Here is a 19,180-nt window from a genome sequence, read left to right on the forward strand (position 1 = left end):
GTCGTGCGCCCGGGGAAGTGCTGTTTGAAGATGCTCGCTGGGAGCGGGGAAATGGTGGCGCCGCGGCGCGGCCTTGCCGTACCTGAGTCAGGTCTGTCGCCTCGCCGCGGCGGAAGTGGTTACACCATGTAGACGTCAACGACATGGTGGATGTAGTCGTTTTTAAGCACGACCTTCTTCCGAAGGATCCTGGGCTGCTCGCCTGAGAGGTCGATGATGTAGAAGCTGGTGCCGAAGTAGGTGTCGGTCGTCTGGTACCGGTAGTAGAGGGTAAACCAGTTGAAACGCACTTCCACCCGGTCGCCGGAGCGCTCGAGGACTTCGACGTTGGTGATGTTGTGCCCGGTGCGTGGGTCCGGCAGGGAGGTGGCAGAGGAGCGGTCGGTCTTTATTCTGAAAACCCGGTCCTCGAGGCCGCCGCGGTTGTCGTAGTAGATGAGTGAAATTTCGGACTGGGGATCCTCGGTCAACGTGTCGTTGTCATCCCAGGCCGGCATCCAGAATTCGGCATTCGGGTGGTAGCACTCGAGCCATTCGTCGAATTGGCGGTCGTCGAGCAGGCGCGCCTCGCGGTAGAGGAAGGAACACACTGTTTCCAGGGTCGCTATGTCCTCGGCGGTTTTGAACGCCGCCACGGGATTGAGCAGGTTGGTCATGATAGAAATTCCTTTGCAAGTTCCGGGCGGAGCCCGGACGAGGGGATGGTCAGGCGGTGACGGGGGCGGTCTCCTGTGCGGAGCGCTCCTCTTCAGCGAGGCCCTTTTCCATTACCTCTTTCCAGAAGGTGTGCTGGATCGGGTAGAGCCCCTCGTCCTCGGTTCGGACGCCGGAGGCGATAACCTGCGTCATGCCCAGTGCCATGGCTTGCTCGTCCGGACCCAGGATTTCGTGCGTGGATCCGCGGGTCATGTCGTTCCAGGGTGCAGTCCGGGCCCAGTAGGTCTTGTTGCAGGAGCGGAATTCCTCGAGGTCGTCCGGGGTGGCCATGCCGGTGGCGTTGAAGAAGTCCTCGTACTGGCGGATGCGCTTGGTACGGTTCTCCGCGGACTCACCCTTGGGGGCGATGCAGTAGATCGTAACCTCGGTCTGGTCTGCCGAGATGGGCCGGAAGTGGCGGATTTGGGAGGAGAACTGGTCCATGATGTAGACGTTCGGGTAGATGCAAAGGTTGCGCGAGATGTTGATCATGAAGTTCGCCATCTCTTCGCCGTATTTGCTGACGAGTTCGTCCCGCCGGTCCCACAGCGGGCGGTCCTGTGCATTGGACCATTCCTGCCACAGCAGCAGGTGGCCGTGCTTGTAAGAGTAGAACCCGCCCTTGACTTTGCCCCACTGGCCGGCGTCCATGGCCTTGGTTGTGTTGGCGGAGTCGCCGGCAGCGCGGCGGGCCGTGGTCGCGGCATAGTTCCAGTGCACGGATGTGACGTGGTAGCCGTCGGCCCCGTTTTCTGCCTGTACTTTCCAGTTGCCGTCATAGGTGTAGGTCGAAGCGCCGCGCAGCACTTCGAGTCCTTCTGGAGACTGATCGACGATGGAGTCAATTACCTTGGTGGCATCGCCCAGGTGCTCCTCGAGTGGCAGGACGTCCGGGTTCAGGGAGCCGAACAGGAAGCCGCGATAGGACTCGAAACGCGCAACCTTGGTCAGGTCATGGGAGCCGTTTTTGTTGAAAGTTTCCGGGTAGCCGCCGTTGCGGGCTTCCTTGACCTTAAGCAGCTCGCCGGAGTTCTTGAACGTCCAGCCGTGGAAAGGGCAAGTGAACGTGGTGCGGTTGTCCGTCTTGCGTCGGCACAGCATGGCACCGCGGTGGGAACAAGCGTTGACGATGCAGTTGAGCTTCTCTTCCTTGTCCCGGGTGATCACTACGGGTGTCCGGCCGATGTAGGTCGTGAAGTAATCGCCCACATTCGGGATCTGCGATTCGTGCGCCAAATAAACCCAGTTGCCCTCGAAAATGTACTTCATTTCCATCTCGAAGATCTGCTCGTCGGTGAAGATCTCCCGTTTGGCCCGGATGATGCCGCGTTCGCGGTCATCGATTACGGCGTCGGCTAGAACCTCGCGGACGTGGGTCAAACTTTCGGTCATGACGTGCTCCTTCTGCGGTGAAGTGCTGGGAACGGTTAGCGCGGCAGGCCTGGCGCGAGGGCCGCTCAGCCAAAAAGGTATATGCCAATTGTGGACCCCGGTGACACCGCTCACATCAGGCAAATACCTAGGTTTAGCCAAGGGGGTCGTTATGTAGCGTTTGAGACAAATAATCGCTCTAATCCATATTTGTATCGTCCTGATGTGGCGATTAGCCTGAATAGCGGCATCACGTGCCGGTTCTTGTCGGGGCCATTCCTGCGCCGGCGCGTTACACGGGGCAGGAGCGGTTCCTGCTACCGGATTCAACGAAGAATGTGGAGATCACTATGACCGATACCCAGGCGGACACCCGCCAAGAAAAAGAGGGCTCCGCGGTAGAGGCCGGCTCGAAAGCAACGGAGCGTTTCACCGCATCCGGCAAGACGACTTCCATTGCAGTTTCCCAGGAGCGAGTTAGCCTGCTGGCTGGAGAAGCCATCAAGTCAATCAATGATTTGGCGGTGAAGCATCAGGTCACTTACGACGAGTTCAACGCCCTTAAGGCATGGCTGATAAAGGTCGGCACTGACGGCGAGTGGCCGCTGTTCCTGGACGTGTGGCTGGAGCACACGATCGAGGACATTAACTCGCAAGACCGCCCAGGCACCAAGGGCACCATCGAGGGCCCCTACTACGTGCCGAACTCCCCCGTCCTGGAAACCCCCGCCACGGTAGAGATGCGTGAGAATGAGCAGGGCACCCCGCTGAGGTTTAGCGGCAATTTCACCGACACGGCCGGCAAACCTATACCTGGCGCCCAAATCGAGATCTGGCACGCCGACGCAGCCGGGTTCTACTCCCAGTACGCCCCCGGCCTGCCCGAATGGTTGTTCCGCGCCACCGTGAAGGCCGATGAGACCGGCTACTTCGAGATCCACACCGTCCGCCCGGCCCCCTACCAGATCCCCACGGACGGGGCTTGCGGACAGCTCATCGCCGCTGCAGGTTGGCACGCCTGGCGTCCGGCCCACATCCACATCAAGGTTTCTGCCCCCGGTTACCAGCCCGTCACCCAGCAGCTGTACTTTCCCGGGGACCCGCACAACGCCGACGACATCGCCTCGGCGGTCAAGGATGAGCTCATGCTCGACCCCAAGCCCCGCACCGACGGCGGCCAGGGTGAGGAAGCCGCTTATAACTACGTCCTGGCCAAGGAGGGCGAGCACAGGTAACAGCCTGTTTCCCTAAAACTGGCACAGGTCCGCAGCCTGCCGCAATGGTGCCCCGGAGCAGCCGCTTCGGGGCACCTCCGCGTTTGCGACCTCTCCGGTGACCGGCGGGAGAAATCGGCGGCACACTCAAGCCCACGATTGCCTGCACTCCGCAGGTGTTCAGCCGGTCCCGGCCAGATCCGACGGCGCTCACATCCGCCCCAGCCTGATCCCTCGCGGGCGGCGTATCAGTGCCAAGGCGACGACGGAAGTGTTCCCGTTCTCTGACGAAGTTGGTACAGGCCGCAGCGGCGGCCCAATCAGATTGAGACCGGTGCTAAAGCTCGGCGTGGTCCTGGCGCTCCAGCAAACGGGACACGGCGTAACCCATGACAACGCCCCAGAAGGCAGCGTGGATGTTGAAAAGATTCAGGCCCGAGATCGTGACAACGAAAGTCACCAGCGCTCCCAGGGTGCAGGACGAGGCAAAAGCAGTGACGAAAGCCTGTTGCAAAGCCCGCAGCATAGCGATGCCCCCTAGCGCCAGAATGAAAGCTTCCGGGGTCCCGAGCATAAGGCGGGTCAGTGTGGGGGCCAGCAGAGCGCAGACCAGAGACAGCAAACCATAGATTATTGCTGCGGTGTACTGTCGCTGTTTCTGTCCGGAACCCGTCAGCAGGGTGTTAGTGGGGCCGGTTACACACGCAGAGACAGCACCAAGGCTGGCATTTAGCAGTGAGAACACCCCCGAACTCATCGCAAAAACGTTGATCGGCGGGCGGTGGCCAGCGGCACGGAGCACTGCAGTCCCTTGGCCGTTCTGTACCACCAGTACCGTCAGAACCAGCGGAATGACCAGTTCCAGCTGAGCGGCCCAAGTAAACACAGGAGCGGTAGACACGGCAGTGGCGAAAACCGGTCCCCCCTCTTCCATAGTGAAGCGGCCAGTGAGCGCGACCGCGGCGACGCCTGCCATCAAAGCTCCAAGCACCGGAGGGAGATATTTGCCGAGGGAGGGCACGGCAGCAAGCACAAGGAACGCAACCACCATCGGTATCGCCACTGCCGGGTCGGCCTGGGAGGACGAGACGATGTCCGTTCCGAACCGAAGAAACACGGCCGCGACCATGGCCATGACGATGGGCAAGGGAATCGCGGCCGTAACCCTTCGGACTACCCCCGTGGCGCCAAGGACGAGGATCAGCACACCAGACGAGAAAAACGCCCCAACCACCTCAGAAAAGGACAAGTGCTGCAGGGACGGCCCCAACAGCACAGTCCCAGGAATGGACCAAGCGAAGCCCAACGGCTGGCGGTAGAGCATCGACATGAGCAGGGTCGCGGCGCCGGCCGAGAGGAAAATAGCGAAAACCCACGACGCGACCTGAGCCTGGGTCAAACCGCCGACGGATGCGACGGTAAGAGTGACCGCAATCGGGCCGGAGGCGGAAAAGACCAGTCCTACGATTCCATTAGAGACGTAGGACGGCCCGATGTCCCGCAGAACATCGCGCACCCTTGCCGGCCTGATCCCGGGCCGCTCGAACAGCGGCAACGCTCGGGGAGTCGTGCCGGATCCCGCCTTGACTGTTGCGGACGCGGGAGGATCGGAGTCAAACATAGTCGCTCCTGAGCGAATGTGTGTTGGGCAGGAGGAACCCCACCGTTTCTGAATTACACCGGCGCAGACCCATCATCCGTGCGGCCATCGTTCCTGGCGGAGGCCCAGTACTGGAGCCTCCAGCCACTCACCAAGGTGGTAACGTCGGCAACGAACCCTCAGCCTCGACACTGCGGGCGTCACCACGAGCCAACCAGCCGAGCATGCCCTCGCGGTCCGAGACCACGTGCAGGGTCCCGTCCCCGATTACCCACTCATCGCGTTCTTCTGTAACCAGCGTCATGCCCGGGGCGCCTTTGGCACGCATCGTACGCACTGCCGCCTCCAACGCGTCAAGCAGCGAGTCAGGGTCGGCCTCCTCGATGGTCCAAGTGGTGTTTAGGTCGTGGTGATGGACGACCACCTCGGCGACACGCAGCGCCACGATGCCGGTCGCCGGTATCCGTTTGTCGTGCAGTCGCACCTCCTCCACCACCACCTCACCGGACAACCGCTGGGACTGCTCTGCGAAGTACGCAGCAGAATCCCGTAGCTCGGCGAGCAAGTCTTCACGTGGCAAGGCAACGAGAGCGGCAATTTCCTGGGCGCGGGCCTCGGGCGACGCGTAGAGCTGCTGCTCCTGCCCAGTGGTGGCCCAGTCGATGAGCTTTACCAAAGCCCGGCCGTTGGAGGCGAGGTGGGCGATGACGTCGGCTCGGCTCCATTCCTTGCAGAGGGAGGGTGCCAAAAATTCCCCGTCGGACAGGGACTCCACAGTAGCCAAGAACATGTTGGTCTCACGGCCGAGGCGGGACAGATCCGAGTGCAGGCGCGCGGGATTGATCATGTTGCCATCGTAATCAGGGCATCAATCACGAATCACCCAATTCGGCCAGATCATCTATACCTAAATCACACGGACTCAGACGAAATACATATCCAGCTAGAACTTTCCTCGTGCCTGAAGAAGCCACGGCGGCGGAGGACTGGGCCGCCTCCGTCCGGCCTGGCAGCCACGTGCATGACCCCAAGGCGCGGACAACTTGCAGCACGAAACCTGGAAGCAATCCATTACCCGAGATTCGGTACCTACACGTGGCCGCAGCTACCCCGGACTTCTAGGGCGCCGTTCGGGGCCAAAAACCATCCCCCTAGTACCCGCTCACCGGTGCTGACCAACCTGATGGAGCAAGGCGCCGCCGTTCCCTTCGCCACGGCCGCCGACCTTGGCATCTGCCATTCGGCCCGATTCATACCGACGAAATCTAAAAGACCCCCCAGTACGAACCTTGGTACATACCTAGTATGACAGCCATCACAACACTGCCAGACTTGCAAGGCAGCTAGGGATACTTAACCAGTTCCCGGCTCCACACTCTTTCCATGCTCTGTTCAGAGAGGACCCGGGCATATGCTTCAGCAAAACCCCACCATTGCCGAGAATCCACGTAAGGAGGCTCGCACCGCAAAGTGGGTCGCTTTCGTCATTTGCACAGCACTGCTCTTTGACGGTTACGACCTTGTTATTTACGGGACCGTCCTGCCGGGACTGCTGGCGGACGCCGGCCAGATTGGCGCATTCGATGCCGCTATGGCAGGCCTGCTTGGTTCCTGGGCACTCATAGGAGTGCTCGTCGGGTCACTGATCTGCGGTGCGGTCGGCGACTTCTTTGGCCGGAGACGCCTCATGCTCCTGGGCATCGCATGGTTCTCCGTTGGCATGTTCATCACGGCGTTCACCACCACCGTCACTTCCTTTGGCGCGATGCGTTTCATCACCGGACTCGGCCTCGGCGTCGTCATTGCCACGGCCGGTGCAACCATGGCCGAGTTCGCACCGGCAGGTAAACGCCACGTGTACAACGCCGTCGTTTACTCGGGTATTCCTGCTGGGGGCGTGTTTGCATCCGTTATGGGCATCTTGTTTTTGGACGACATTGGCTGGCGCGGGCTGTTCATGATCGGGGCCCTGCCACTCGTGCTCCTCCTGCCGATCGCGTGGTTCAAGCTACCCGAGTCTCCGCGTTGGCTGCTTGCTCGCGGCCGTGAACAGGAGGCCCTGGCTGCAGCGCAGCGCACAGGTGTCCCGCTGGTCGAGGAGCGAATCATCCAGCAGATTGGCGCTGCCCCGCAAAAGACCGGTTTCGCCGCAGTGTTTTCCCGTCAGTTTGCCCTCGCATCAGTCCTGCTCGGCCTGATGTCATTCTCGGGTCTGTTGCTCACTTACGGCTTGAACACCTGGTTGCCCAAGATCATGGAGGGGTATGGCTATGGGCGCACCTACTCCCTGTTCTTCCCGCTGGCACTAAACCTCGGAGCCGTGGTAGGCGGTCTGCTCGCCTCCCGGGTAGCAGACAAAACCGGTCCACAGCGCGTTATCGCCGGCACCTTCGTGCTGGCCGCCATCACCTTGGTGCTGATGACCTTCGGCTTCCCGCTTCCCCTTCTGTTCACGTTCATCGCCCTGGCCGGCGTAGGTACACTCGGCACTCAAGTGTTGATCTATGGATTCCAATCCAACTACTTCACCACTAACGCCCGTGCAGCTGGCGTGGCATGGTGCGCAAGCTTGGGTCGCTTGGGCGGCATTTTTGGTCCAATCATCGGAGGGTGGCTGGCCGCAGCGGGTATCGGGGGATCAACAGCGTTCTACATCTACGGCGGTGTGGCGCTATTCGGCGCCATTGTGACCGTCCTTGTGCCCCGCCAACGCAAGCTGGAAGAGGCTGAACACAAGGTCCACGAGATAGTGGAGCATGGCGCGGAGGGTGAGCTCCCTATCGCCCCTTCCACCCGCAGTTGAACCACCGGCGAGCGTTCCAAGGACGCGCTCTCGTTACTGCTGCTTCACGCGCTACATTCCTGTTGCAGATAGCGGTAGGTTCGCTGAGCACAGATAGGTTGCGAGTTGCACTCGTCTTTCCATGATTCGCAAAGCTATTGTCCTTGGTCGGCGCCGCTGAGAGGCTCTATGTGGGGTAGCCATACGTCAAGCTGAACCACACCCAAAGCTGACACAGGGCTGCTGCCGGGGAATCGATCTACGTTTGGACGAGAAGTCGGGTTCGCCCGCCCACAGCCGGGGATAATTCTCATAGGTTATCCACCGCTACTGCTGCCAGGGAGCTATCTCAACGGCTCCCAATCCCAGCCGTGGAGAACCCGGAATTGACCCCAGCCATGGACGGATCAGAGTCGCGATCAGTTCCGGAGTGTGATCAACGAGCAAGGGTTTGCCCGGCCGAGGCAGGTTGACGGAATATCCGTTATCGGCGTTCAAAAACTAGTGGCGGAGTGGCGGAAAAGAGCTGCTCCTGCGCTCGGTGATGAGGCCAGTGGGAGCTACGTGCTCACACATAGGCCGTGTTCAGTGCCGTATGCAATAGAGTCGCACTCTTTCAGAGCAGATCGAGTTCCCGTGTGAAGCCGAACGGAATATCGGGGCTAAGTGCGAGCGTATACGTCGTGAAGTCCACCCTAGTGACGAGAAGGCCCCAGCTCGTGGCCTTCTCGCGCAGTACTGCACTGGCTTGCTCCAGTTCGCGGTCTAATGAAGCGGCGTCCTCGACTTTGACAACGATAAGCGACGTCTCTGCTGACATGGTGGTTCATCTGCCTTCGATTAGCTCGTGAGTTTTTTAGACCTTTGCGGGTTCATTCCGGCGTGTGGTGTGCGATGAGCTTTGTGGCCTCCACGGCTTGCTGTAGCCGCAGAGGAAGATTGCCAAAGCCAGCTTTACAAAAGGGCCATAATCGGCGTTTAGGCAACGGGAGTTCCCGTGCGTGAAGGAATTCAGCGTTAGCGGTAATGCCTCTACTATTAAGGGCTCAGCACAGGTGTACGTTGACGGCGAGACCGCCGGTGGCTGAGTCCTGTCCCTGCACCAGGGGCTGCCATCAACGCGCGGTGTTCAGCCCTTCTCCCAGCTGTACTCAATCCAGACTTCGTAGCCGCCTGCGCGTTCGATCATTTCCCTGGAGTAGGCCCCCTCAGCGGCCAGCCAGAGGATGGACCCGTCCTGGGTGACGCAGTCCACCACACCTGAGCGGACCGTCTGACCGTTGTTTCTGATCTCCACGTACTCGCCGATGATGGGAAACCAGTCGTGTTGACAGTGAAATGACATGTGCAGTGCTTCCTTGCCGTTCGCCTAACTGTGTCGGGCTAAGGAGCCCAAGATTGTTGCCCGGAGCTTGTCCGGCCGGTGCATCCGAAGTCCAATTGAGTGCCGCGTCAAAGGCGATGGTGTTCCTGCTGCTGCCCGGCGTCCTTCTCACGGGAAAGTCCTTCCGATCGAGAGTTAAGTCTTTTGCGGGGCTTCGGCAGAAGCGATTCGGTGCGGACATCGTTGCTATGCGGGATCGCGGGCGTCGTGTCGGGTAATCCCTGCGACCAATGTGCGCGTGACGCGGGCGGTCAAGAGGGCTGAGGTGCCGACGGTGAAGGGGTCGATATCGACCATAATTAGGTCGGCGTCGTAGCCCGCGCGAAGGCGTCCGCGTCGCGTGCCGTCTCCGACTGATGCAGCGGCATCGCGGGTGCCGTGTCCGATGGCACTGTCCAGCGTGAGCGCGTACTGCGGGTGCACGGCCGGGAACCGGTCGTCTAGTGCCGACGCTCTGGTGGCCGCGATGTACATATTGGGCAGGGGTTGATGTGGGGCCGTCGGCGCGTCGGTAGAGAACGCGAGAAGGGTTCCTGCGGCTTCATACTCGGGCCAGGCAAAGGCTCTGTCGACTCGGTCGTCTCCGAGTTGCTCCGCCCAATTAGCGAAAATTGCAGGATCCGCGTGCACTGGCTGCATGGACGCGGTGACGCCGAGTCTAGCCATGCGTTCGGCTGTGCCGGGCGCCGTGTACTCGAGGTGTTCGATGCGGTGGAGCCGCGGGCGTGGCCCGTTGGTCTCTATCGCGTGCTCTATCGCGTCGAGGGCAAGAGTGCTGGCACGGTCGCCGATGGCATGTGCGGCCACTTGAAGGCCGGCCGCGTCTGCGGCGAGCACTACCTGGTCGAGGAGGTCCGCGGGCCAGATAGGCTCCGCGTTCGTTCCGTCAGAGTATGGTGCGCTGAGAGCGGCGGTGCATGCGTCGATGACGCCGTCCAGGACGATCTTGATTCCCACGACTCGGAACCAGCCAGATCGGTTTGCACTGAATAATGTTTTGACGCGTTCAATCTGAGCCAGATTCTCCGCGCTGTCGCCGGTGTTGTTGACTAGCCAGTATGCGGCGATACGGACCGGGAGTTGGCCGCTGTGACGGGTGAGGGCGCGCTGGATAGCGGCCAGCCCGACCTCGTTGAGTCCCATGTCGACTGCTGCGGTGACTCCGGATTCAAGGTACGCGTCAAAGACGCGTTCGAGAGCCTGGTCGCGGTCCTCGTCGGTGGTGATGGAGTCGAGATAGGGCCAGGCGATCTGCTGTGCGGCCGTCTCAAACAACATCCCGTCTGGCTCTCCTGCCGTGTCTCGTCCGATTCGTCCGCCGGGCGGGTCCGGTGTCTCACGGGTGACTCCGAGCAGGGCTAGGGCGGCGGTATTGACCCAGCACGAGTGGTAGTCATTGGCGTCGAGGAGGACCGGGATGTCGGCGACGGCGGCGTCCAGCATGGCGGCGGTCGGTTTCCCACCGGGAATTGAATCGAACAGCCAGCCCCGGCCCCGGAGCACAGGTCGGCGACTGTCTCTTCGCGCGGTACGTAGCCGTTCCTGTATCTCCTCCAGGGTGCGGGCATCGGTGAGGGATACCTGGTGCAGGGCTTCACCGGTCCAGAGGAGGTGTGTGTGCGCATCGATGAAGCCGGGGAGTACGAGCTTCCCTTCGAGGTCGACGGCGGACGCGTCTGGGCCGGCTTGCATCGAGGCAGTTGGGATGTCGCCGACGAAGGAGATGAGCTCGTCCTCAAGCACGATTGCTTCGGCCCATTGTCGCGACGGGTCGGCCGTGAAGATACGACCGCCGGTGTACAGCGTCCGGGTCATGCTTTAGTCTCCTGCAGCGTGAGGGCCGCGGGTTCCTGACGTGCAGAGATCCGGGCGATGATGAACGAGGGAACAGTGAGGGCGAAGCTGGTGATCCCGAGGGTCAGCGTGAAGCCTGCGTAACCAAGGACCTCGATCATGCCGGCCCCGATGACGGGAGTTAGTGCGGATCCCACTACGTAAGCGGAAAGGAGAGGAGCGGACCAACGCCCGGTGGCGTCGAGGGCAGCCGAGGTCGCGACGAAATACATGAATGCAACCGCGTACACGGTGTTCCAGGCTACGAAGAGGACGATAAACGCCGCGTCGTTCGTGACGAGCCCAAGAGCGATCTTCAGGATTCCACCGATCACCAGAAGAACCACCAGCGGAACGGCCCGGCCGAGTTTATTTCCTACGATGAGAAGGCCGATGGTGCCTAGCAGCCCTCCGGCCGTAGCACAGCTGAGCGCGACTCCCAGGGCCTCAGGAGTCAAACCAGCCTGGTCTCCACCGACGACTCCTGCCATCGCATAGAGCGAGTCCTCACTCACTGCCCACAGGATGAACACGACGAGCAAGGTAAACCCGGCGATGGTCACCGTTCTAGGGCGATCAGTGCGAGAGGCGCCGGTCATGGCTTCGGTTTGCGGGATCTCCAACGGCACGGCTTCCCCGACTGCCGTGCCCGGGCCGCTGCTGCGCACCGGAGCAGCAGGCAGCATCCCGGTCAAGAGAAGGCCGAGCAGGCTGAAAAGTGCGAGTGCGCCGAATACCTCGAGTGGAGCGAGCCCGATGAGCGGAACCACCGCCAGGACCACCGTGATCACGGCCCTGTTCGCCACTCCATTCGTGGCGGCGACCCGGTCGGGATTACGGAATGCGGCCAGCGCCGCCCCGGAGACCGCGACAGCACCGCCTGCGCCAACTCCGCCGACCAGGATGCCCGGAATGATGAGAGCAGGAACTAAAGCGGCGGATAAGAATCCAACGAATCCAACGGTGGTTCCGATGCGGGCTACGACGCGTCGGTGCGCTCCGGCGCATAGGGGGGCCACGGCCAAGCCCGTGACAGCGGTGAGCAGGAGTGAAGCAGTGACGAGCCAACTCGCGGTGAGGACGTCGGTGTCCAACGAGGAGAGCACCGCCTCGATCATGTAGGGCGACAAGTTAACCGCCAGGTAGCCTGCGATGGCAAGCGCAAACGTGGCGGTGGCGGTGGGGATGCGAAGGGGGAGTCGGTCATTCGGTGACTGCAGCATGGAAGTGTTCTTTCGACTGGTGGGGAGATGCAGCAAATCAGCGGCGTGCGCGATGCTGGAGATAGTTGTCAATGATTTGGTGCATGCGGTCACCGCCGAAAGGGTCGCCGTGCCCGGGGTAGACGATCGACGGTGAGAGCTCTTTTAGAGCGCGCATGCTGGTGACGTAGGAGTCGATATCTGACTCGATCAGCTCATCGAGGAGGAGATCGTCGTAGATCACGTCCCCGCTGAAAAGGACTCCGGTCGCGTCCTCATAGAGGCAGATACTTCCGGGGGTGTGGCCCGGGAGGTGCAGCACTCGCAGTACACGATCGCCGAGGTCGATGGTGTCGCCGTGTTCAAGGGGTGTGGTCACAACGACGTCCGGCACCGTGTAGTCCTGAGGTCGGTAATCCTCATCCGGAAGGGCATCGACCAGCAGCTCCGGCAGCGGTGGAACGTCACCGTCCTCGTCGGCTGATTCGAAACCGAGCATTTTCATCAGCTCCTCGGAATAGAGGGATGCCTTGACCGCACCACGGCCGAGCTCGGAAATGTGCATTCTGCGATCCTCGAACTCATGCGCGGAACCAGCGTGATCGAGGTGCGCGTGTGTCACAACAAGAATCGGATCATTAACGAAGAGGGCGGGCAGGTGCCGTCGGAGAGATGCCACTCCGAGGCCTGCATCGACGACAAGGTCTCTCTCTGATCCTTGGAGGTGCCAGATATTGGCCTGCAGGAATTCATGTACATGCGGTTCATCAACGCGGCTTACGTGGTCGTTTATCACCCGTGTGCGGTACCACTCTCGCGCGGTGGGAAGTGTTGTGGCGCTGGTCTTCGTTGACATCGCGTCCTCTCGCCTATTGATCTGTAGACCAATAAGGCCCGTTCAAGAAGATTACGGCTAATTGTCCTCAAGGACAATAGCGATCGGAAACCTTTATGAAGAGAATGGAGCCGAACCTTTGGACCCCTTGATGGTGTCGAGTCTCGAAGTCCCGGGAGAGCGACCTACCGCAGTGGAGGAGTGCGACTGGCCTCTGGCTGGCAGTGCGTTAGCCGCCTGGCCACACGACTTAAGGGGTAGGCCGCAGCGCAGTTCTGCTCGTGGGAATCGTGAAGGCGGGTTCAACGCGGGGGACTGAAACCGCCCTGACAGGAGGGTGGGCAGCTGTTGATGAAAGTGCGAAAGTCTATTGCGTTGCCAAGGTGCCGGAAGGCAGGCCCAGTTCACGTTCGGCTGTCCCGATGAGAAGCTCCTCCACGGCTGGGTAGTTCAGGCTGGAGTGGGCAAGCGCGCCACGGATGGCACAAGATGCAGCCTGGCCGTCGAGGAGGGAGAGAATACGCATCGCCACGACTGACGCCGTGTCGCGGATCGTAAACTCACCTCTCGCCGAACCGGCTCGAATTATGGCTTCCATATGGGACAAGTCGAGTTCCATCTGCTGGATCACCGCATCGCGGAGTATCGCACGGCCTGCGGCCTGGCGCCACGCGTCAAGCCACAACAAGCCCATGGGGTCGCGAGTCGATGTCGTGTACGCAGCGATGGCGGTGCGCAATTGGTCGATCGCCGATGCCATGCTGCCGACGCGATCGGCGATCTGCCGCCGCTCACAACTTACAAGCTGCACGAACGCCGCAGTACTGAGCTCTTCGATGGCGGGAAAGTAATGGGTCACCAAACCGAACTGCACCCCGATGAGCCGCGCCACGCGTCGCGCCGTAATCCCGCTCAGCCCATCGGAGATGGCCAGCGTGCACGCCGCATCAATGATTTCCTGACGACGGTCCTCTCGGCCCTTCCGTCGGATGGCGCTCGTCGAAGTCTGCTGCGCACTCATGCGATTGAGTATAGGCACAGCCGCGCAGCGGCTGGTCTGGTCCTTTCTTTGCCAGCCGCAGTTTCAATGGTCAACGAGAACGTTGATACCGCTAAATCGAACCTGCTGAGACGTTGGTAAGAAACCGCCCAGAAGCAGCGACGATCCTGTGAGCTGCCGCAACAGGTGAGAACTTGGTCGGCAAGCTGCGCAGTGCATTCAGCCGGTGGCATGTGAGACCGTAGCCCTATGGTTGAGAAGGTAGGCTCGCGACGGCGGGTAACCAGTGCAGATTATAACTCCGCTATGAATCGGACCGCGACATATGGCCGGGCGGGCAGTGAGACGTTGATTCGGCCTCTGGCACCTCGCGCAACGGTCACTGTGGTCATTTGCCAGGTGTCGATGACGTCGACGGTATACGACCGTTTGGGATCGAGCACGAAAAGGTGGTGAGTCGGCTGGGTAACGCCGAGGTAGGAGACGTAGAACTCGTGTTCCACGCCAGCAGTGGGATACGCCCACGATCGGAGCGCAGGCTCCCAGCCTGCCTCGGGTCCCGCCTCCATGATGTCTTTCAGGTATGAAATGCGGGCAGAGCTTTCGCCGCGAAGGTCGCCTCCGGCGGACCACCAAATTTCATCGTCAGGATGAGCATAAGTCTCCCCGTGTCCTGCGTACCCGCCCCGCACTGCTGCCGCCCAGTGCCGGCGCGTCAGTTCGGCTGCGGTGAGATCCCCCCACGGATACTGCAGGTTTCCTTCATATCCGCACTCATCGATGAGGACCGGCTTTCCCCACCGTTCCCGCCATTCCATAGTGCGCTCGACATCCATGCTCTGGAGGGACGCGTGGGTGATCCAAGGGCGGCTGTGATCGTAGGGCTTAAGGCAGTGATGGATGGAGCGAAGATGTCCAGCCGGGTCTGATGCTTTGACTAGGGCTCCAAGTCGCTCCCAGTCGTCGTCAGTCTTCTTAACCATTACGTCGTGCTCATTGGCCAATGACCACCACACGTTGGAGTAGGAGGCCAGACGCGCGACGGCATATCGAACATAGCGGTCGTCGTTGTCTGCTCCCATGTCTTCGAACCCCCACCGGTCATAAGGGTGAAATAGAACCAGGTCCGCCTCCACCCCAAGCGCAGCGAGCTCGTCGATTCGGCGTTCGATCTCTTCCCAGAACTCAGGGTCCGGTTGATTGAAGTCGAAGGCGCCGTCGATATTTCTCCCGAAGGGTGCCAACGCTGGCTCGGTCTCGTTGTACGCGAACCATTTAGGAAAAAGGCACATGCGAAGCTTATTGAACCCTGAGTTGCGAAGTGCCTGTATTGTGCGGTCGCGCCGTTCCTGATCCTGGTGAAGCCACGCATAAGCAGTTGTACCCACTGGACGGTATGCTGCTCCATCGCTGTAGCGGAAGTGAAATCCATCGGCCCGAACAGGCCCGTGGATGCCTTCCGCGGGCGAACCAGCTATGAAGCTTCCTTCGTGACCGTGAAGGCTGGCAGCGTTGCTTGAAGTTGTGAATGTGTAGCTACCGGGGGTGAGGGGCATGTAACGCACCCGGTAGAGGCCTTCACCGTCGTAGAAGCCGGGTACGCACGCTTCGCCCGAGGGCCCGTCAACCGTTGCTGAGAAGTCCACGTCTGCATACGGCCTGCCGGCCTGCGGGCCGCTCACTACGAGTTCGAAGCGCCCGAATGTCGCCACCTCTTGGGTCCAGCGGGGACGAGTCCGCCCTCCTGCACGATCCACCACTGGTCTTGCCGTTGCCACTTCTTGCCTACGAAAACGTGTAGGATCGGTTGGCTCGGCTGCCGCCAGTTCTGCGAGGGCTGCCGCTTGCGCCTCTTTGTCTTTCATGAGTGCCGGGGCAGTACGCACTGCCAGCTCCAGTGGTATGGACGCAAGCTCATAACGCTCCGTCTCGTCACGAGGAACCGCGTTCCAGCGTTCGAGAATAGCGCGACCGACCGGGTGCATCAGGACCTGGTTATAGCCGACCTCTGGACCGAAGCCCTGCGAGTAATCAAGTGCGCTGATGGCATATCTCCTTTTTTCTGATGTGGGTGGCATGATCGTTGAGACGGACGCGTTCGCGGTTGGTCGACATGTCCTCACGCCCAAGACTGGACAGCGATGTTAGGTGCTGCCGCGGCCGCCGCTCAGCCAGTTTCCGCTGCGCTCCCAGCGGGAAAAAGCCACGTGTCCTCCCTCAACCAGAACAATCGACACCAATGCCGGCCGGCCCGAAGGTCGCGAAAGGGCAATTGCCATTGCTGCGGTTCCAGACGAACTTCTCGAAGTTGGAGAGCTCAATAACGGGCCTGGAATCAGCGGCGCACCTGTCGGCTCAATCAGCTGGACCACCTCGATTTCTGACCAGCGACGGCGGGCGCTCAGCGGCGGTTGCAAGCAATCCCGCCCGCCGCCGAAATATCCCGCCCTACTTCCAAACTTCCCACTGTTTGTGTAACGTTCTACACTACGGTAGCTGCCAGACGAGGGGGTAGCAAGAGCGCTGCTCAAGTGCACTAGGAAAGAAGAGTCCATGGGTAATCGTCTTATCGGCAAGTCTGCCCTCGTCACCGGCGCTGGCTCCGGAATTGGTTCGGCAACCGCCCAGCGCTTCATAGCGGAGGGCGCCACTGTCTACTTCGCCGATATTAACCTCGACGCTGCAAGGAAAGCAGCCGAGGAATCTGGTTCTGAACTAGCACGGCCCCTGCAGATGGACGTGTCCAATGAGGCAAGCGTGATTGTTGCTTTCGCGGCTGCAGCCCGCCCGGCCCCCCTGGACATCGTCGTGGCCAACGCTGGCGTCCAAGAGTTTGGCCACGACGCCAAGGTAGGCAATCTCGACCTCGAAGTTTGGGAAAGGACGGTTTCCGTCAACCAACGCGGCGCGTTCCTTACGCTCAAACACGCAGTACGAGCCATGGAAAAACGAGGAGGATCGATCATCTGCACTGGAAGCCCCACCGCTTTGGTAGCCTGCGGCCAAACTTTCACTGCCTATACCAGTTCCAAAGCCGGAGTACACGGCCTGGCAAGGGTGGTGGCCGCAGATTACGCGGGCGCTGGAATACGAGTCAACACCGTGGTCCCCGGCTACACCGAGACACCACTTGTGCAGACCATTGCTAACGACCCGGTTGGCCGAGCCAGTCTTGTAGACGCCACCATGCTGGGCCGTCCAGGAACCGCAGCGGACGTTGAGGGGATCATGGTTTACCTTGCTAGCGACGACTCGACTTATGCCACAGGCGGCGTTTTCACGGTCGATGGCGGACTAACCGCCCTTTAGAATCACGAGCGGTTCCCCCGCTCACACATAACGACTAACACCAAACCCTCATGGGTTCCCGGCGTGTTCTTCGATCTACCGACTGCGGGACTGGGGATGCTACCACCGTTAAAACAAAACCATTTCATGACAGTCCTGGCTTCTGAAGGGGTGGGTGCCAGTGGACCTTTTCGTATGGAGTGCTGTCGTGAACAAGGTGATGCTTGACCAATGGGGGTGCGGGTGGAGTTCGTCAAAGAGAGCTTGGTCTTCACTTGGGAGGACTCCCCCATGGCCAACCTGATGCTCACGGCGATGGGTGCGTTTGCCGAATTCGAACGTTCCCTTATCAGAGAACGCTAGCGGGAAGGCATCGCCCTGACCAAGCAGCGCGGCGCGTACAAAGGGCGGAAAAAGACCCTCACTCCGGAACGTGCAGACGAGCTTGTCCTGCGGGCCGGCAGCGGCCTTTCGAACGTCCTTCTTGCCCGTGATTGAGGGATCAGCCGGGAGACGGTCTACCAGTACCTGCGCCATGCCAGCCAGCGGGAACCCTGTCCTCCGCCGAGCCGCCCCTCGGGCCGTAGCTTGACGGAATTTCCATTATCGGCACTCCCCGAACTAATCAGGGGGCCGCACTAGAAGCTACCGATGCTCTCCCGGCCCAGACAGCAAATTACGGCGTTATCGGGGAATCAACCGCTGCTGAGTCATGCGAGCCGCGGAGCGATGAGATGGCTAGTATCTTCTCTCTCGGAAACAAGCGACCAGCCGTTCAGGGGCGACTCACGGTGGAGAACAAAGGGCTGGCCCATAAGCTTGGATTCCCAGTTCGCTTTTGCTGAACCATGAGGTGATGCTCGCCCGGTGCTTGCGGGTGGCAGTTAGCGCGCAATTGACCACCGTGATCCTCATACCTCCTGGCCAAGTAGGTAGAACGACATGTGAGACTGTATGCATATGGTTGAAAAGGTACGTGCAAGGCGGCGGGTTACCAGCGCTGATGTTGCGGCGGCAAGCGGTGTATCGAGGGCCACGGTCAGCTATGTGCTGAACGACGTAGCCGGCCAGAGCATATCGGAAGCCACAAAGATCCGCGTGGTCGAGGCGGCGGAAAGCCTTGGCTATGTGCGGAGTGCGGTGGGGGTGGCGCTTAGCCGGGGACGGTCAGAACTAGTTCTCCTGGATACGAGCGGTTTGCCAAGGGGCTTCAATGTCGGAGAGTACACGCGAAGTTTCGCCGAAGTTTTGCGAGGCGCGGGTGCAGTTGTTTTGGAGCATACGTCAGCAGGTGCAACTGGAGAGCTTGAAGCGGTAGTCTCCTCAGCCTCACCCTTTGCCGTTGTTTCAAGCAAGCCCGTTTCGAAACACGAAGAGGCTCGCCTTCGGGCCGCCGGGGTTGAACTTATCTCAGGAATTGATTTCGGAAAAAACCGTGATCTGAGGAAGCCGCTAGCGACTTCGGCTGGGAGGCTTCAGGCAGATTTTCTCTGCAGCCAAGGACGGTCGATTTTGAGCTACATAACTCCTTCCCCCAGCCAATCTGGTTCAGCGAATTATCGGATTGAAGGGTTTAGGGCGAGGTGCCACGAACTTGGCCTCAGGGACCCTGAGATCGTAGAGGGATCATCTGAGATCGAAACGATGGTGGTCGATCTTCGCAAACTCATTGATTCAGGCGTGACTGGCATCGCCACCTTCGATGATGAACTAGCCTTCGCCGTCCTGGCCGCGCTTGACCGGATGCGTGTAGCTGTTCCCGACGACGTCGCCGTGATGGGTGTGGATGACATCCCGTTAGCCAAGTACGCTATTCCCGCTCTGACAACCCTGAGGCTCGACACCAAGGCACTGGGAGCAAGTTTGGCGACTGAACTTCTTCGGGCGATGGGCCGGGAACTTCCTCTACCGAGCCCCGAAGAGGTCTCATACCAACTGGTGCAGCGCTCTACAACGTGACTCCCTCAGGCGCGCT

General features: G+C 60.5%; 15 protein-coding genes and 1 pseudogene. 5 read left to right on the plus strand and 11 right to left on the minus strand.

The genetic code is table 11. The features are described 5' to 3' along the window. Window positions 1-119 precede the first annotated feature (119 nt). Together benB and benA are read right to left on the minus strand one after the other, a co-directional pair. A complete protein-coding gene (gene benB / locus AC5RUQ_RS17455; RefSeq protein WP_493948585.1) occupies window positions 120-656 on the minus strand; it encodes a benzoate 1,2-dioxygenase small subunit in 537 nt (178 codons plus the stop codon). A gap of 49 nt (window positions 657-705) precedes the next feature. Continuing rightward, the gene (gene benA, locus AC5RUQ_RS17460; protein ID WP_493948586.1) at window positions 706-2,088 is read right to left on the minus strand and encodes a benzoate 1,2-dioxygenase large subunit; all 1,383 of its coding nucleotides are present in this window, start codon (window positions 2,086-2,088) and stop codon (window positions 706-708) included. A 329-nt stretch (window positions 2,089-2,417) separates the two neighbouring features. Between benA and catA the strand changes: the two genes are divergently transcribed. Further along, window positions 2,418-3,302: a catechol 1,2-dioxygenase gene (gene catA / locus AC5RUQ_RS17465; RefSeq protein ID WP_493948587.1), complete on the plus strand. Its 885-nt coding sequence runs from the start codon at window positions 2,418-2,420 to the stop codon at window positions 3,300-3,302. 316 nt (window positions 3,303-3,618) lie between these two features. Here the strand turns inward: catA and AC5RUQ_RS17470 are convergent, their stop codons facing one another. Both AC5RUQ_RS17470 and AC5RUQ_RS17475 read right to left on the minus strand, forming a co-directional pair. Beyond that, window positions 3,619-4,836 carry a benzoate/H(+) symporter BenE family transporter gene (locus AC5RUQ_RS17470; protein WP_493948588.1) on the minus strand — a complete coding sequence of 406 codons (1,218 nt, stop codon included), beginning with the start codon at window positions 4,834-4,836 and terminating at the stop codon, window positions 3,619-3,621. Between the two features lie 193 nt (window positions 4,837-5,029). Next, complete coding sequence (locus AC5RUQ_RS17475; protein ID WP_493948589.1) at window positions 5,030-5,728, minus strand: maleylpyruvate isomerase family mycothiol-dependent enzyme; 699 nt, start codon at window positions 5,726-5,728, stop codon at window positions 5,030-5,032. A gap of 564 nt (window positions 5,729-6,292) precedes the next feature. Between AC5RUQ_RS17475 and AC5RUQ_RS17480 the strand changes: the two genes are divergently transcribed. Continuing rightward, window positions 6,293-7,684: an MFS transporter gene (locus AC5RUQ_RS17480; RefSeq protein WP_493948590.1), complete on the plus strand. Its 1,392-nt coding sequence runs from the start codon at window positions 6,293-6,295 to the stop codon at window positions 7,682-7,684. A 595-nt stretch (window positions 7,685-8,279) separates the two neighbouring features. Here the strand turns inward: AC5RUQ_RS17480 and AC5RUQ_RS17485 are convergent. From AC5RUQ_RS17485 to AC5RUQ_RS17515, 7 genes are all read right to left on the minus strand, one after another. After that, complete coding sequence (locus AC5RUQ_RS17485) at window positions 8,280-8,483, minus strand: hypothetical protein (protein WP_493948591.1); 204 nt, start codon at window positions 8,481-8,483, stop codon at window positions 8,280-8,282. Between the two features lie 309 nt (window positions 8,484-8,792). After that, a complete protein-coding gene (locus tag AC5RUQ_RS17490) occupies window positions 8,793-9,008 on the minus strand; it encodes a hypothetical protein (protein WP_493948592.1) in 216 nt (71 codons plus the stop codon). Between the two features lie 225 nt (window positions 9,009-9,233). Further along, a complete protein-coding gene (locus AC5RUQ_RS17495) occupies window positions 9,234-10,862 on the minus strand; it encodes an amidohydrolase (protein WP_493948593.1) in 1,629 nt (542 codons plus the stop codon). Next, on the minus strand, window positions 10,859-12,103 hold the full coding sequence (locus tag AC5RUQ_RS17500; RefSeq protein ID WP_493948594.1) for an MFS transporter: 1,245 nt from the start codon (window positions 12,101-12,103) through the stop codon (window positions 10,859-10,861). The genes AC5RUQ_RS17495 and AC5RUQ_RS17500 overlap by 4 nt, the downstream gene beginning before the upstream one ends. 37 nt (window positions 12,104-12,140) lie before the next feature. Further along, on the minus strand, window positions 12,141-12,938 hold the full coding sequence (locus AC5RUQ_RS17505) for an MBL fold metallo-hydrolase (protein WP_493948595.1): 798 nt from the start codon (window positions 12,936-12,938) through the stop codon (window positions 12,141-12,143). 346 nt (window positions 12,939-13,284) lie between these two features. Beyond that, window positions 13,285-13,938: a TetR family transcriptional regulator gene (locus tag AC5RUQ_RS17510; protein WP_493948596.1), complete on the minus strand. Its 654-nt coding sequence runs from the start codon at window positions 13,936-13,938 to the stop codon at window positions 13,285-13,287. Between the two features lie 272 nt (window positions 13,939-14,210). Then, on the minus strand, window positions 14,211-15,995 hold the full coding sequence (locus AC5RUQ_RS17515) for a DUF5605 domain-containing protein (RefSeq protein WP_493948597.1): 1,785 nt from the start codon (window positions 15,993-15,995) through the stop codon (window positions 14,211-14,213). Between the two features lie 475 nt (window positions 15,996-16,470). Between AC5RUQ_RS17515 and AC5RUQ_RS17520 the strand changes: the two genes are divergently transcribed. The 3 genes and pseudogenes from AC5RUQ_RS17520 to AC5RUQ_RS17530 all read left to right on the plus strand — a co-directional run bounded on the left by AC5RUQ_RS17520 (window position 16,471) and on the right by AC5RUQ_RS17530 (window position 19,164). Further along, window positions 16,471-17,226 carry an SDR family NAD(P)-dependent oxidoreductase gene (locus tag AC5RUQ_RS17520; RefSeq protein ID WP_493948598.1) on the plus strand — a complete coding sequence of 252 codons (756 nt, stop codon included), beginning with the start codon at window positions 16,471-16,473 and terminating at the stop codon, window positions 17,224-17,226. A gap of 213 nt (window positions 17,227-17,439) precedes the next feature. Beyond that, window positions 17,440-17,703 (plus strand): annotated as a pseudogene (locus AC5RUQ_RS17525) (recombinase family protein); the annotation flags it as partial. 462 nt (window positions 17,704-18,165) lie between these two features. Continuing rightward, complete coding sequence (locus tag AC5RUQ_RS17530) at window positions 18,166-19,164, plus strand: LacI family DNA-binding transcriptional regulator (RefSeq protein ID WP_493948599.1); 999 nt, start codon at window positions 18,166-18,168, stop codon at window positions 19,162-19,164. Window positions 19,165-19,180 lie beyond the last annotated feature (16 nt).

The organism is Arthrobacter sp. MDT2-3, assembly GCF_059090465.1.